Source organism: Flagellimonas yonaguniensis (assembly GCF_029193885.1).
GTDB classification, from domain to species: Bacteria; Bacteroidota; Bacteroidia; order Flavobacteriales; family Flavobacteriaceae; genus Flagellimonas; species Flagellimonas yonaguniensis.
On sequence record NZ_JARFVB010000016.1, the window covers coordinates 1 to 14711 of the forward strand.

Consider the following 14711-nt stretch of genomic DNA (forward strand, 5'->3'; position numbering starts at 1 on the left):
CCAGCCCAACGTTTGGGACGGCGTACCGGATGACGTACTGGAACAGCACGGTGTTGCCTATGATGAGGAATGGTTGGCCAAATGCGTGGACCAGAGCAAACGCGGCATTATCGCCGAGTGGGACGAGGATGGGAACCTTATCACTTGATACCAAAGAAATAATTCAGCCATCTTTATGGATATTTACCATAAAGTTGATTTGAGTTAGTTTAGTTAATTAGTAGCAGGCCCTTTATGGGCCTGCTTTCTTTGTATTCAAATACATTACGGATACTACTATGGTAGACCTTTTAAACTATTGACTATCTTTTTTCAGGGTAAATCAATGAATTTGTGGTATTTTATTCCATTTACTCTATGCCACATTAAACCAAATACCATCAAATAAATTGAAAACGAAATGAGAAACCTTTTTTTATCACTTACAGTTTTTTTGTTATTGCTTAATATTTCTTGTCAAAAAGAAAACAAGGTAAATCCTCCAGAACCTTTGGGGCCACTGCCCTCTGAAGAGCAATTGGCGTGGTACAAAATGGAAATGAATGCATTCATACATTTTACCATCAATACGTTCACGGATAAGGAATGGGGGTATGGCGATGAATCCCCTGAACTTTTCGCTCCCACAGCTTTTGATGCCGACCAATGGATGCAAACTTTAAAGGAAGCTGGTTTTAAAGGGGTCATTTTGACCGCTAAGCATCATGATGGTTTTGCTTTATGGCCTTCGGCATATACTGAGCATTCCATTAAAAACAGCCCATTTGAATCGGGCAATGGAGATATTGTGAAATCCGTATCCGAATCGGCTGCCAAACACGGGCTTAAATTTGGGGTCTATTTGTCGCCATGGGATAGAAACCGGGCTGATTATGGAGAACCTTCCTATATTGAATACTACAGAAACCAGCTCAAGGAATTGTTCACAGGATATGGGCCAGTGTTTGAAATGTGGTTCGATGGTGCCAATGGGGGTGATGGCTATTACGGAGGTGCCAGGGAAGAAAGAACCATAGACAGACAAAATTATTACGACTGGCCAACCACCTTGAACATGGTGGATTCCATACAGCCACAAGTACTCTTTTTCAGTGATGCAGGACCCGATTTAAGATGGGTCGGTAATGAAAAGGGAATCGGGGGAAAGACCCATTGGAACACCATCACTCCGGACACCCTTTATGCAGGAAAGTTTGGAATTGAAGATTTATTGCAGCATGGTACACCTGGAGGCTCGCATTGGATTCCTGCGGAGGTCAATGTGTCTATCCGTCCAGGCTGGTTTTATCATAAGGCAGAGGATTCTTTGGTCAGGTCGCCCGAGAATCTTTTTGAGCGATATTTGACTTCTGTGGGTAGGGGGTCTACATGGTTGCTCAACATCCCTCCTGATACACGAGGATTGTTCCATGAGAATGATGTTAAGGCTTTACAGGGGTTCAGGAAGATTGTGGATAGTGTGTTTCAGAAAGATTTGGCTCGGTCGGCAAAGATGGATGCAAGTACTTTCAGGGGAAGTGATAAAAGGTTCTCTCCCGAAAACCTAACGGATGGCAATGAGGACACCTATTGGGCAACCGATGATGAAGTGACCAATGCATCCATCGTAATCGACCTTGGAGAGGAACAAGAACTGAATTACCTATTGCTGCAAGAATACATTGTCCTTGGGCAGCGAGTTGCCACTTTTGGCGTATATGCCTGGAATAATGATCAATGGGAAGAGGTGGCCAGTGAAACAACCATAGGTTATAAGCGCATCTTGCCCCTTAACGGTATCCATACCTCTAAATTAAAAGTTGAGATAAAAGAGGCCTTGGGCTGCCCCGTTATTTCCAATTTGGAGGTGTATTGAAAATTAAGCATACGGACCATTGATAAAATAGTGGTTTTTTAATTTTAAAACACAACCATTTGTCGTTTAAACCATCACTTAAGAAACTTTTAAATTTAATGATGAAAATGAAAAGCAAGTTTTTAAGTATTGGAACGGTATTTTTGGTATGTGCATCCTTTATCTCATGTAATTCGGATGATAGTATCGAATGTCCTCAAGATTTTACCGGTGCTTTATCCGCAGCAGAGGAGCAATTGGTGGGGGAGTGGGTATTATCCTCGATAGTTGCAACAGAGGAAGTGGATTTAACTGATGATGATGTTGATAATCCCTCCACTGACCTTTTTGGCCAGTATTCAGATTGTCAAAGGGACGCCATGTACATATTCGGGGAGAATAGGTCCTATACCTACGAGCAGGGACAAAATGCAGAAGACTGTGATTACCAAGTGGAAACATCGGGAACATGGGAACTGGTTTCCCAAAACTTACGATTAACAGCCTCTTGCAGTATTCAATCCACTGCTTTGGTGTTCAATGATGATTCAACCGAATTTAGCTTTTCACAAAGTTATAATGTGACCGATGTGAATGGAAACACTTTCCGTAGTAATGTTGATTTCACTTATAGTTTGATTCCCTAAGCGGTTCGTTTTTATACAGATGGTATAAAAAAGTCCCCGAACATTTGGGGACTTTTTTATTTCTTATAGAGGTGGCATTCTAAACTTTCAATCTTTTCTTTGGATTTTCCTGTTTTCTCTTGAACTCTTCCCACAAAATAGGAAAAGTCATTATCGGTTACCTCAATGGCGAATGGATAGATAATGACAATAGGTTCTTGACAGAACAGATAAGAACAGGTATTTGGTTGTTTAATCTGTAAAATACAAAATGAAAAATTGTTCATTTTCAACCAATTGTTCCAGAATCATAAAAAAATGAGTTAAATTCTGACGAATAAAAAACATAACTAAACAAACTGACATGAAATTTAAAAAAATATTCTTCCTGTCCCTAATGGTTATTGGGGCATGTGCTGTAAGTGCACAAACAGAAGTTATTACCGGGGCCGATGTTGCCGTTACCAATACCGAATCGGGTAAAGTCCGTGGATTTATCCAAAACGGGATATACACCTACAAAGGCATACCCTATGCCACTGCCGATCGCTTCATGCCAGCCAAAAAAGTAACCCCTTGGGATGGTATAAGAAGTTCCACCATGTACGGCCCTGTTGCGCCCTTAATGACGCCGACCACACAGGTGAAAGACGAATCCGAATTTGTTTTCGATCACGATTGGGGATATACCAGTGAAGATTGTTTGAGACTGAATGTGTGGACTCCCGGCATTGACGATGGCAGAAAGAGACCCGTGCTTTTTTGGATTCATGGAGGTGGGTTTACGGCCGGGTCTAGTCAAGAACTACCATCGTACCATGGAGAAAACTTGAGTGCCAAAGGCGATGTGGTCGTTGTATCCATTAATCATAGATTGAATATTTTGGGCTTTTTGGACTTATCGGCTTATGGTGATAAATACAAGCATACCGCAAACAATAGTATGTTGGACATTATTGCCGCGTTGGATTGGGTAAAAACCAATATTTCCAATTTTGGCGGGGACCCAGACAATGTTACGATTTTTGGGCAATCAGGGGGAGGAGCCAAAGTAAATACCTTGATGGCCATGCCACGTGCAAAAGGGTTATTCCACAAAGCGATTAATCAAAGTGGATCGTTTAGGGGCAACTTGTCCAAAAAGGAAACCACTAGGGCAATTGCGACGGAGGTGTTGAACCAACTTTCACTTACTGAAGATCAAGTGGATAGTCTACAAACTGTTCCATTTGATGAGTTGAGCAAGGCAGGATTGGCAGCATTGCAAAAAGTGGCCGAGCAAATGAAAGCTAAAGGGATTGTCCCTGTTGGGATGAGTCTTAATTGGGGCCCTAGTTTGGATGGCAATGTGCTTCCCCACGACCTCATGTCGGATGAGGCATTCGAACTTTCCAAGGACATTCCTTTGATGCTGGGCACCACTAAAAATGAATTCACACCATTTATGAACGGTCGTTTTTTCAATGCATCCGAAGAAGAGGTCATGGCACATATCAAGGAAACTTATAAGGACAAGGCAGATGATTATATAGCTGCTGTGAAAAAAGCATACCCAAACGACACACGACCATCCGATTTATTGGACATCGATGCCACTTTTAGGCCTGGGGCAGTGTTCCAAGCCAACAAAAAGTCACAATTGGCCAATGGCGCAACCGTTTACATGTTCATGTTCACATGGCAGTCCCCTGTTTTTGATGGGAAATATAAGGCCCTGCATTGCATGGAACTCCCATTTGTTTTCGACAATGTGGAGCGGGCGCGACAAATGACCGGTGGTGGACAAGAGGCCCATGTGCTCGCAGATAAAATGAGCTCCGCTTGGATCAATTTTGCCAAAACAGGGAATCCCAATCACGATGGCTTACCAGAATGGTCACAGTATAACCCTGAGAATACAGCAACCATGTTTTTCGATAACACTTGCGAGGTAAAACCCCAACATGATAAAGAATTCCTGGCTTTGATGGCTGATAGATAAGCAAATCGCACACCTAAAAAACTAAACAATGAAAATATTTCCGAAAACATTTGTTGCCCTTTTGTGGGTCAGTCTACTTATGGCCATTTCCTGTGGCTCCCCAAGTACCGAAATACAAAATCTGAGGGTAGCCTATGCTGAAAAACCTTTGGCCATTGAAGATGAGAAACCATTGTTCGGTTGGCAAATGAAATCGGATATCGTTGGACAGGAACAACAGGGGTACCAAATCAAAATAGCTAAACAAGATGGAAGAACGGTTTGGGACAGCGGAAAGGTAGAGAGTGGTATATCCAACAATATTGCCTACGAAGGGGATGCTCTGGAATCTGAAACCGCCTACACCTGGAGTTTGACCGTTTGGGATGTGGAAGGAAAAACCTATACACAAACATCCAGTTTTGAGACAGGCTTGATGAATCCCACTATGGCTGCCTGGGAAGGTGCTCAATTTATTGGGACCAACACTTTGACATTGGATGCCACATCGGCATTGCTTTTTGATGTTGAAACCGATGTTCAGATTGTGGAAGGGAATACGGCATCCTTGATCATCGGGGCAAATGACTTTAGGTTCAACGATAAGTTTCAGAATATCAACAATGCTGAAGGAGAAAACTATCTTAGGTTGGAGCTGGATGTCTCCGGGGTGGGAAGTGCTTCCGGAACAGCACTGAATATTTATCGTGTCGGCTTTGATTCAAACGATTCGGCGGAAACTCCTTACATGGTAATTTCCAGGGAGAATTATCCTCAGACCAACATCAATGAGTTGATTACATCAAGTAATAAAGATGAAACAAATACACTCGCAATAGGGGTAAATGCCAGTAACATTGTCATTAAGATCAATGGTGAAATACTAGAGTTGGAGCCCGAAGACCCCAACAACCCCATACCCCCTCAGTTTAGGGAAATGGGATTCTCGGTTACAGGTGCCGGTGGAGGAAACTTTTTGACTTACCCACATATCAATTCCGTTGGCTTTGGTGCGCAACCCGGCAGTAAGGTTGTTTTTAAGGATTATAAAATTTTGAATGCAGGGAAAAGCGACACAAGGAATAATATGGTTTTTGGTCAGGATACAGGAGCGACTTATTCCATATTTGAAGATTTTGAAGGTGTCAGTTTGAATCAGGATGGCTCCATTGAAATTAGCAATACTTCGGACCGAACTTTGATTCAATATGCAGACCCAAGTCATGGTTCAGCAACCATGTTACGGTCAAACTTCAATACAGATGGAAAAAGCATTGCCAAGGCAAAACTCTATGTAACCTCCATGGGTTCCAACGAGGTCTACATAAATGGCGATAGAATAGGAGAGGATTGGTTCGCACCAGGAGCTACACAATTCCGTGAAACCTTGGGCTATTATGCGTATGATGTTACCAAAAACATCAACCAAGGGGAGAATGCCATTGGTGCGCTTATTTTTCCGGGATGGTACACGGGCTATATGACCTATACACCTACCAATTTTAACTTTTTTGGGGATACTGAAGCATTGTTGGCCAAATTGGTCATAACCTATGCGGACGGAACAGAACAGACCGTGGTTACCAATACCGACACATGGAAAATATTCGTGGAGGGTCCTGTGGAATATGGGAGTTTTTTCCAAGGAGAACGCTACAATGCTCTCAAAGAAGAACAGATTCCTGTTGATGGCAACACTAATGGTTGGACTACAACAGCCTATAATTCTGATGGATGGGCCAAAGCTGAAGTTGTCCACCCAAGGGAATGGATAGATTTTGAAATCGTTTCTAGATACGACCGTCCTGTTCGCGTAGTTGAGCGTTTACAGGCTACGGAGTTTATGGAGATCCATAGTGAAGACGAAACCACATATACCTATAATATGGGTGTCAACATGGTCGGGGTTCCATCGATTACTGTGCCCGAAGGATGGCTTAAAAAAGGAGATACCGTTATTTTACGGTACGGGGAACAGGTTTATCCAGGTTTGGATGGCGATGAACCCCAATACATCGACATGTATGGTTATGAGAACGGGAAGGGAGTTGCTGGACGTATACTTACTGAGAATTATAGAGCGGCCATGGCAACTGATTTCTATATTGCCAAGGATGATGGCAAAGCCATAATTCAACCAAGAACAACATTTAGGGGATATCAGTATATTCAGATAACATTGCCAAATCATGCAGGGGCATTGCCCTTGGAAAATGTAATTGGTTTATCTCTGTCTTCTGATGAATTGCCCACAGGAACCTATGCTGCAACTACCACAGATGGAGAAACTGGGGAATTGGCCAATCAACTCTTCAAAAATATACAGCGTAGTCAATTAGGGAATTTCTTCACGCTGCCAACCGATTGCCCACAACGTAACGAGCGAATGGGTTGGACTGGAGATGCCCAAGCCTACACAAGAACAGGCACGTATAATTCTGACACCTATAATTTCTTCCGTCAATGGATGGTCGCCTTGCGCGATGACCAAGGCGTTGGGAGTGAAACAGAAGCACCTGGGGGAATAGGCAGCACGGTTCCAACCTACAATATGACAGACGATACCACATTTGCAAATGGAACAACATGGGCCGCGGCAGTATGTATGGTGCCATGGCAATTATATGTGCAGTATGGCGATACCAAGATCATTGAAGAGAACATGGAGACCATGCGCCTATGGTTGGATGGAATGGACCATTACGATTTTAACGAAGAGTACACCTACCTCTCTTCTAAAACTGATGGGCTTGCAGATTGGTTGGCCATGGACAACAACACACCTGCCGAGTTGGTCAACAATGCCATTTATATTTATATGATGGAGGTTACAGCGATTATGGCCGGTGCCATTGGGGAAAACAACTATGCCAATGAACTAAAGGATAGACACAGTAAGGCGAAGGAGGAGTGGAACCGATTTTTTGTTGACCCTGATTCGGGAAGAACTAGAAACCTTAACGGGCTAATCGTACATTCACAAACATCCTATGCAACCCCTTTGAACTTTAATGTGTTTAATGAAGAGAACAGACCAAAAGCGGAAGCCTATTTAGCGGAATTGGTGTCCATGCCATCATCCAGTAATACAAATGTAGATGGTTCCCGTGTGGAATATCCCATGAGAGTGGGAGCCTTGGGCGGTTTTGGAATGAACAGTGAACAGGTAACCGAAGATTTCTTGCCTTATACCATTACCACAGGTTTTTCGGGAACACCGAATATCTTGCCTTCGCTGAGTAGAGGAGGTAAGGTGGATGAGGCCTATAAACTATTTTCGAGTACGGATTATACCTCATGGTTATATCCGGTTACCAAGGGTGCGACCTCCATTTGGGAGCGCTGGAATGGATTTAAGGCCGCATTTAAGGAGAATAATGAAAATCGAATGAACTCCTTTAACCACTTTGCACTTGGTGCTGTTGGACAGTGGATGTATGAGTTCCAATTGGGCATCACTACAGATCATAAATCGGGAGAAGCTGGTTACAAGCACTTTGTATTGCAGCCACAGGTTGCTGGAGAGTTTGAATCTTTGTCGGGCAGTTACGAATCCAATTATGGTACCATTTATAGTAGTTGGACTTCCGATGGCAAAGGAAATATGACTTTCTACAAAACCACGGTGCCTGCTAATACTACTGCCACCCTGTATTTGCCCATGGGAGTAGATGATGATTCCTTTGAGGCCATAAAAGGAGTGACGTACAATGGAAGAACGGTGCGTAATGGAATTGAGGTAGGTATATATGAATTGAGTTCGGGCACCTTCGAATTCCAATTGGAAAATAATGAAGTAAAGGCTATTTCACTGTAAGGAAATTGCCAAGTTATAAAGGGTTCGTTATTATTTTTTGCTGATCAAGTAGGCACACCGCCTTGCCCCAGCAAGAATATGGTCAACCCTTTCCACCTTGGTGTTGGGACCCAATACAGATTGGAATGTATTGAGTTCTGTACTGCAAAATCCTTGACATAAAGTCGCTGCGGCACAAATAGGGCAATGATTTTCTATTAAAAGGAAGTTTCCATTTTCATCTTGCTCATAAGTGGCCATATAGCCTTCTTGCTTACGTAGCTCCGCCAACTTTTCAATCTTTTCTTCTAGAGTTGCTGTGTCAGGAATGGAATTGAGATAGTTCTGAAGCGTATCCTGCCCTGTGGAACTAATAAGCTCGGTCAAGGTTTCCTCTCCAAGATTCTCTTTTATCTTATTGATGAGTCTCAAGGTCAGCTCCGAATGCGAATCCGGAAATTTGGAATGCCCTTTCTTTGTCAACGACCAGAATTGTTGCGGGCGACCTCTTCCCTTGGCCCTGCTTTCGGACTTTACATAGCCATCATTGGACAGTTTTAAAAGTTGAAACCTGGCTCCCTCAGTAGTCACACCGAGGGCTTGGGACAATTCCTTTAAGGTTTTCTCGCCCTCATTTTTGAGAATCCAAATAGCTCGTTCATTTTCTGGAACATTATTATTCATGATAAACAAAGTGATTATTTGGTTTATTATACAAATGTAATATCTTTGTACTGTTTTAAAAAGTTATTTAATTCAAAACTACATATTATGAGTTACAAATTACCAGAGTTACCTTATAGCTACGATGCACTTGCACCATACATTGATGCCAGAACCATGGAAATCCACCACACCAAGCACCATCAAGGATACGTCAACAAATTGAACGCTGCCTTGGAGGAATCCGGAATTGAAGGAACAGATCTAAACAGCCTTTTTGGCAAAATATCAAAACTGTCCACGGCAATCAGAAACAATGGTGGAGGGCACTACAACCACTGCTTGTTCTGGACCATCTTAGCCCCAAACGGTTCTGAACTATCAGCTAAATTGTCCGAGGCAATCGATACAACATTCGGATCTTTGGATGACCTAAAAGCAAGTTTTTCCAATGCAGCTGCAACCCGTTTTGGTTCAGGTTGGGCTTGGTTGATCGTAGATGCTGATGGAAACTTAAAAGTTACCTCTACACCAAACCAAGATAATCCATTGATGGATACCGCTCCAGACCAAGGAACCCCAATTTTGGGCTTGGATGTTTGGGAACATGCCTACTACTTAAACTATCAAAACAAGAGACCGGAATATATTGACGCATTTTGGAGTCTTGTTGATTGGAAAGAGGTGGAGAAACGTTATTTGGCGGCTATATCATAATGATTTCTATACCTAGTGCTAATCCGGGGCGGTTAATCCCGTTCCGGATTTAGTTTTTACCTATTTATTCATAATTTAACCCCTGTTCCACTGGAAATGATAAATGAAGAGTGGTATTTTCTCGAATCACAAAAAAGGTCAAGTCAAATGAGGGTACTTGTTTTCAATGGAACAATCTCCACTAGATTGAACACTGCAAACCATATTGTGGATTATTTTAAAACCACTTTGGAAGGTATGGGCGTTGAGGTGGTGGTATATAACTTGGTCGACCACAACATACCTTTCTTTTCAGAAGATGCCGAGGAGACACCTCCTCCTGTCCTCGAAATGGTGGATTTGTTCCGAAGCTGTGACCGCCATATTTGGTTGAGTCCCCTATACCATGGAGGTATGGTGGGAGCTATGAAGAATTGTCTGGATTGGCTCATCATCAGTGCTCGCGAGAAGGGACCCTACCTAGACCGTATTAAAGTGGCCCTGGTCTGTTGGGCATACGGCGGAAACGCCTCCACGGGAATCGATAACATGCGGGTCGTGGCAAACACATTGCGGGCCTGGACTTTGCCCTACAGTGTTCCAGTGGTAATGCAGGCCCTCTATGAGGAAGGCTCCAAGAATATTTCCTTTGAATATAAAGACAAATTTGAAAGGGCAATGAGCCTATTATTGGAGGTGTAAGTTTTTTGGTCACTCTTCAGTATTTCTCAAGATAGTTTACCAAATGGCTATACTCAACTCAATGAAACCTTTTTGTATCCTATTATGGTTTCCTCTCACAATGGTATACGGCCCGGAGAATCTTCAAACGATTGACATCGCTCAAGGCTTTGGAAATTTTTTCTACTTGTTTTAGCGTCAAAACACCATTATTATATTGAAACATGTAAATATATCAATAAATAGTGTCGTGACAATGGGGAAGGGAAGTAAAGGTGTCCAAATCTTTTGGGGAGACATAGGACAAGTCCTGATGATGGCAAAACAATCCGAGATACCATTGAAAAACATCCTGATGCCTCCTTGATTCTTCCAAAAGATAATGGGGGATTTTTAAACCAATTTCATTTTTAGGGGATCCCAGTTCATGATTTTTTTATCAAAATAACTGGTGTTGCAGGCAAGTGCTGGAGCTGCTGCCCTGAATCCAAATTCAGCGTCTTCCACTACTTTTTTTCCTGTTCTGATCGCGTCAAAGAAATTGGTGAAATGATCCAAATGATCACTATAGCCCTCAGGTGCTTTATAAATCACATCGCCTTTGGGATGTCTTTTTTGTTGTGCTTCGGTCCATTTGAGGTTGTAGTTGGCAGTCATTCTATCCTGCATTTCCTTTGGAAATGTAAATACGGAATCGTATCCACCGAACCCGGGAGCTTCCGGCATTTTGCTATAACTGACAATGATATCATTGCGGTCTATGGTCAATGTTCCCTCGGAACCAATCAATTGAATGATTTCCTGGCCACCCGTTCCGCTGATGAAGTTTACCCTCAGATTCAGTTGAAATGCAGGGTGTTCTTCACTTTTGGGATACTGCATTACACCGGACATCACATCGGGCATGTTACGTCCATCGTTCCAGTGACTAAATTGTCCTGTACTGTAAATACTTTCTGGCCCTTTGGAATTGGTAATGAAATGCGTTCCGCTCAACAGATGGATGTAGAGGTCGCCCGCTACACCGGTACCAAATTCTTTAAAGGCTCTCCACCAAAAGAATTTTTTGGCATCGAATTCCATTTTGTCGGTTACCTCAATGAAAGTATCCCAGTCCGTGGTTTCTGCGCTGGCATCATCCGGGATGGTGTATTCCCATGCCCCAATGGAGCTCTGACGGTCCCAAGCGGCTTGAACCATGTTAAGGTCACCGATTTCCCCTGCGGCCAAAAGTTCCTTTGCCTTGGCATAGCCAACACTGCTAACCCTTTGGCTTCCAACTTGAAATACCTTACCTGATTTTTCAGCGGCTTTCATCATCGGGTAACCTTCATCTATTTTGTGCATCATGGGTTTTTCCAGATACACGTGTTTGCCTTTGGCAAGGGCCTCCAAGGTTATTTGGGAGTGCCAAACATCCGTAGTGCAAATCAAAACAGCATCAATGTCGTCTTTATCTAACAGGTCCTTATAGCTTCTGGTAACAAAAAGGTCCTTTCCGAATTCTTCTTGGGCGCGGGTCAATCTACCTTTGTACAGGTCACATATCCCGGCAAGTTCAACCCCCGGGACTTGCAATGCAGTGCTCAGGTCAAAATGGCCTTGTACACCGTAGCCAATCACACCAATGCGTACCTTGTCGTTGTTGGAGAACTCTCTGTCATATCTCAATATGCGCTCCTCAGCTTTTTCCTGTGCGGCAAAAGAGGCGAATGGTGTTGCTGCGGATGCCAGTGTGGTAGCACCTATCTGCTGTAAAAACTTTCTTCTTTTGTTTGAATTGTTACTTTTCATGTACGTTGATTTTTTGATGGTTTAGTTGACGGAATAACTCACAAAGGCCAATTTTTTGCTGTCTGGACTCCAAGAGGGCACATTTAAGGTCCCTTGTCCACCAAAGAAAACAGGGGTAATATCTTTTATGTGCTTCGTTTCCACATTCATGAGCCTGAGTTTTACCTGCTTACCAAATAAATGGTTTTGTTTTTGGTCAGAGGTGTAGGCAATATACACAATCCATTTACCATCCGGGGATGGATGTGGAAACCAATTGGAGTTTTCGTCAAAGGTCAATTGCTCTTGTTTTCTTCCATTGGTTTGCATACGCCAGATCTGCATATGCCCGGATTTGTAGGAGTTGTAATAAATATACTTTCCATCGGGCGAATAATCGGGGCCATCGTCCAAGCCTTCGGCTGTGGTCAGTCTTTTCTCTTTCCCACCGTCCACACTTATGGTGTACACATCATAATTGCCGTTTCGCTCGGCACAATAGGCCAACCATTTGCCATCCGGGGACCAGCCGTGCCAAAAGGACATGACCTCAGAAGTTACCCTCCTCGGCTTTCCTCCCTTAATGGGTAGGATGTAAATAGCTGATTTATAGGTTTTGGGAGATGGGTCGTTTACGTCATTATGACTAATGGCCAACCATTGATTGTCTGGTGAAATCCCATGGTCGTTGTTACTCTGGTCGGCAAAATCAGTATCCAACAGTTTCAAATCCTTGGTCTCCAAATCCAAAGTGTACAGCTTTCCCTTACTGTTCACGATCAAATAGTTGTCAGGATGCCAATTGGGAGCTTCAAAATGGTCGTCAACGCTAAGAATGGTCTCTATTCTTCCCGTTTCAATATCCACAGTTTGGATATAACTGGTCGTATCAACCTTGTTTTCTGGAGGATGATTATAAAAATGCAGTGATTGTCCTACCAGTTTCCAAACACCATCAAACTTTTCCAAGAAACGTACTTCGTGGGAGAGGGTTTCCTTACCGTCCGTACCTACAGAAACTTCGTCATGGGCCACCCAGGCGATATGCTCGTCGATTCGCATTTTGTGGTTGGAATGGAATGCGAATCCACCATTACCGATCATACTTGACGGTGGATCTATGATGGTCTGCGTGGGTACATCAATGGTCTGGCCATCCGCAGTGGAAATCAAGATACGACTATAGGGTCGTTCCTTCCACAATGATGCGTGGGCCTCTTTATCCCCCATGCGCCAAGTGAGCCCTTCTTTTTCCAATAATTTGATGATGGCAAGGGAATCTTGTTGTGAATAGGTGGATACGCATAGTATTAATCCACAGAAGAAAAGGAATTTGTTTTGGAACAGGTTGCTGCCCAAAACGTATTCCTGAAGTTGATGAAAATTCCTCATGAGTACTTTGTTTAGTTTTGTGTGCAGGATAAATATACATTATTTTCTAAATAAAAGATAATAGCATTGGAGTGTTACTTTTGTAGTGATGAAATGATATGCAACTAATGTTAACTTTGTGCATAGTTGATGGCATTGACAAAAGAATTATGGGTAAGTTTAAAAAAGAGGATTACATCGCACAACTTTCCATCGATTGTGTGATTTTTGGTTACAAGAACAAAGAATTGAAGGTCTTGATTTCCAAATTAAGCTACGGGGAAAACTTATGGAGCCTTCCCGGGGGATATATTTTTCAAACGGAAAGTATAGATGAGGCAGCTGCACGTATTTTGAGGGAAAGAACAGGACTGGATAATATCTATTTGGAACAGTTCAAGGCCTTTGGTGGTCCAGATAGGATCATAGGTAGCGAGTTCAGGGATTTGATAAGATCGGGATTGCGTGAATTCGATCCCGAAAGATTTGATCAGGAAGCGATAGATTGGGTAACCGGCCGTTTTGTTTGTCTTGGATACTACGCTTTGGTGGACTTGGACAAAGTAGACCCTAAAATCGGCGATTTTGAAGAATTTTTAAAATGGGTAAGTGTTGAAGAGCTCCCAAAAATGACGCACGACCATAATACCATTGTTGCATCCGCCCATAAGGCACTCCGTCAAAACCTTGACGAAAAATTGATAGGGTTTAACTTACTTCCTGAACAATTTACCATGCGTGAAGTAAAGGAACTGTATGAAGCAGTGTATGACAGGGAATTTCCCATGAACAATTTTCAAAAGAAAATACTTGGGCTCAACGTTTTGGAACGCCTTGGAAAAAAATTCACAGGCGCACAGAATAGGGCACCGTACCTATATCGTTTTAAAAAATAGCCTAATCGTTCAAACAGCCTAAATTACCCAACAATTGGGTTAATTCATGTTCATTGACGGGTTTAATGATATAATTGCTCACCACTTGATACTTCTTGGCCTTTTCCTCATCAGATGGGTAGATGGAAGAGCTTACCACATAGATGGTTACTTTTTCCCTGTTATGGTGGGGTATCCGTACAAAATCATCCAAAAATTCCCAACCATCTTTGATGGGCATGTTGAGGTCCAAGAAAATTATTGAGGGCAAAGTTTCTCCTTTGCCCAAGGACTCCAAAAGGGCGTCAATGGCCTCTTGACCATTGCGAAACACCAAAACCTCCTTGGAAAACTTTATTTTTTTCAAGAGGAGCTGCATCCCAAACACATGGATGGGATCATCGTCGACTACATAAGCGGTACCCAAGATATCCAT

At 42.8% G+C, this 14711-nt stretch carries 12 protein-coding genes and 1 pseudogene; 8 read left to right on the forward strand and 5 right to left on the reverse strand.

The features are described from left to right. From PY092_RS17170 to PY092_RS17180, 3 genes and pseudogenes are all read left to right on the forward strand, one after another. Positions 1-148: pseudogene (locus tag PY092_RS17170) on the forward strand (gluconate 2-dehydrogenase subunit 3 family protein); the annotation flags it as partial. A gap of 252 nt (positions 149-400) precedes the next feature. Continuing rightward, positions 401-1855 carry an alpha-L-fucosidase gene (locus tag PY092_RS17175; RefSeq protein WP_275617028.1) on the forward strand — a complete coding sequence of 485 codons (1455 nt, stop codon included), beginning with the start codon at positions 401-403 and terminating at the stop codon, positions 1853-1855. A gap of 107 nt (positions 1856-1962) precedes the next feature. Further along, the gene (locus PY092_RS17180; RefSeq protein WP_275617029.1) at positions 1963-2481 is read left to right on the forward strand and encodes a DUF5004 domain-containing protein; all 519 of its coding nucleotides are present in this window, start codon (positions 1963-1965) and stop codon (positions 2479-2481) included. A gap of 56 nt (positions 2482-2537) precedes the next feature. Here PY092_RS17180 and PY092_RS17185 read toward each other — a convergent pair whose 3' ends face one another. Then, complete coding sequence (locus PY092_RS17185) at positions 2538-2747, reverse strand: hypothetical protein (protein ID WP_275617030.1); 210 nt, start codon at positions 2745-2747, stop codon at positions 2538-2540. A gap of 77 nt (positions 2748-2824) precedes the next feature. On the opposite strand from PY092_RS17185, the gene PY092_RS17190 reads away from it, so the two are divergent. Both PY092_RS17190 and PY092_RS17195 read left to right on the forward strand, forming a co-directional pair. Further along, positions 2825-4441, forward strand: coding sequence for a carboxylesterase/lipase family protein (locus PY092_RS17190; protein ID WP_275617031.1), 1617 nt, complete (start codon positions 2825-2827; stop codon positions 4439-4441). A 28-nt stretch (positions 4442-4469) separates the two neighbouring features. Then, complete coding sequence (locus PY092_RS17195) at positions 4470-8237, forward strand: family 78 glycoside hydrolase catalytic domain (protein ID WP_275617032.1); 3768 nt, start codon at positions 4470-4472, stop codon at positions 8235-8237. 30 nt (positions 8238-8267) lie between these two features. Here PY092_RS17195 and PY092_RS17200 read toward each other — a convergent pair whose 3' ends face one another. Then, positions 8268-8900, reverse strand: a complete 633-nt coding sequence (locus PY092_RS17200) for a helix-turn-helix transcriptional regulator (protein WP_275617033.1) — start codon at positions 8898-8900, stop codon at positions 8268-8270. Between the two features lie 87 nt (positions 8901-8987). Between PY092_RS17200 and PY092_RS17205 the strand changes: the two genes are divergently transcribed. Together PY092_RS17205 and PY092_RS17210 are read left to right on the forward strand one after the other, a co-directional pair. Continuing rightward, entirely contained in the window at positions 8988-9596 is a 609-nt protein-coding gene (locus PY092_RS17205) for a superoxide dismutase (RefSeq protein WP_275617034.1), read from the forward strand. Between the two features lie 147 nt (positions 9597-9743). Beyond that, positions 9744-10277: an NADPH-dependent FMN reductase gene (locus tag PY092_RS17210; protein ID WP_275617035.1), complete on the forward strand. Its 534-nt coding sequence runs from the start codon at positions 9744-9746 to the stop codon at positions 10275-10277. 372 nt (positions 10278-10649) lie between these two features. On the opposite strand, the gene PY092_RS17215 is transcribed toward PY092_RS17210, so the two are convergent. Together PY092_RS17215 and PY092_RS17220 are read right to left on the reverse strand one after the other, a co-directional pair. After that, on the reverse strand, positions 10650-12050 hold the full coding sequence (locus PY092_RS17215; RefSeq protein ID WP_275617036.1) for a Gfo/Idh/MocA family protein: 1401 nt from the start codon (positions 12048-12050) through the stop codon (positions 10650-10652). Between the two features lie 21 nt (positions 12051-12071). Beyond that, the gene (locus PY092_RS17220) at positions 12072-13421 is read right to left on the reverse strand and encodes a TolB family protein (RefSeq protein WP_275617037.1); all 1350 of its coding nucleotides are present in this window, start codon (positions 13419-13421) and stop codon (positions 12072-12074) included. 149 nt (positions 13422-13570) lie between these two features. Here PY092_RS17220 and PY092_RS17225 point away from each other — a divergent pair, with 149 nt between their 5' ends. Further along, on the forward strand, positions 13571-14296 hold the full coding sequence (locus tag PY092_RS17225) for an NUDIX hydrolase (RefSeq protein ID WP_275617038.1): 726 nt from the start codon (positions 13571-13573) through the stop codon (positions 14294-14296). A 1-nt stretch (position 14297) separates the two neighbouring features. Here the strand turns inward: PY092_RS17225 and PY092_RS17230 are convergent, their stop codons facing one another. Then, positions 14298-14711 (reverse strand): response regulator, encoded by a 414-nt coding sequence (locus PY092_RS17230; RefSeq protein ID WP_275617039.1) that lies wholly within the window; start codon positions 14709-14711, stop codon positions 14298-14300.

Bases quoted from the DNA above. Each gene is read 5' to 3' on its own strand.
- PY092_RS17175 (WP_275617028.1), top strand. From the start codon at position 401: ATGAGAAACCTTTTTTTATCACTTACAGTTTTTTTGTTATTGCTTAAT.
- PY092_RS17180 (WP_275617029.1), top strand. From the start codon at position 1,963: ATGAAAAGCAAGTTTTTAAGTATTGGAACGGTATTTTTGGTATGTGCA.
- PY092_RS17185 (WP_275617030.1), bottom strand. From the start codon at position 2,747: ATGAACAATTTTTCATTTTGTATTTTACAGATTAAACAACCAAATACC.
- PY092_RS17190 (WP_275617031.1), top strand. From the start codon at position 2,825: ATGAAATTTAAAAAAATATTCTTCCTGTCCCTAATGGTTATTGGGGCA.
- PY092_RS17195 (WP_275617032.1), top strand. From the start codon at position 4,470: ATGAAAATATTTCCGAAAACATTTGTTGCCCTTTTGTGGGTCAGTCTA.
- PY092_RS17200 (WP_275617033.1), bottom strand. From the start codon at position 8,900: ATGAATAATAATGTTCCAGAAAATGAACGAGCTATTTGGATTCTCAAA.
- PY092_RS17205 (WP_275617034.1), top strand. From the start codon at position 8,988: ATGAGTTACAAATTACCAGAGTTACCTTATAGCTACGATGCACTTGCA.
- PY092_RS17210 (WP_275617035.1), top strand. From the start codon at position 9,744: ATGAGGGTACTTGTTTTCAATGGAACAATCTCCACTAGATTGAACACT.
- PY092_RS17215 (WP_275617036.1), bottom strand. From the start codon at position 12,050: ATGAAAAGTAACAATTCAAACAAAAGAAGAAAGTTTTTACAGCAGATA.
- PY092_RS17220 (WP_275617037.1), bottom strand. From the start codon at position 13,421: ATGAGGAATTTTCATCAACTTCAGGAATACGTTTTGGGCAGCAACCTG.
- PY092_RS17225 (WP_275617038.1), top strand. From the start codon at position 13,571: ATGGGTAAGTTTAAAAAAGAGGATTACATCGCACAACTTTCCATCGAT.
- PY092_RS17230 (WP_275617039.1), bottom strand. From the start codon at position 14,711: ATGGATATCTTGGGTACCGCTTATGTAGTCGACGATGATCCCATCCAT.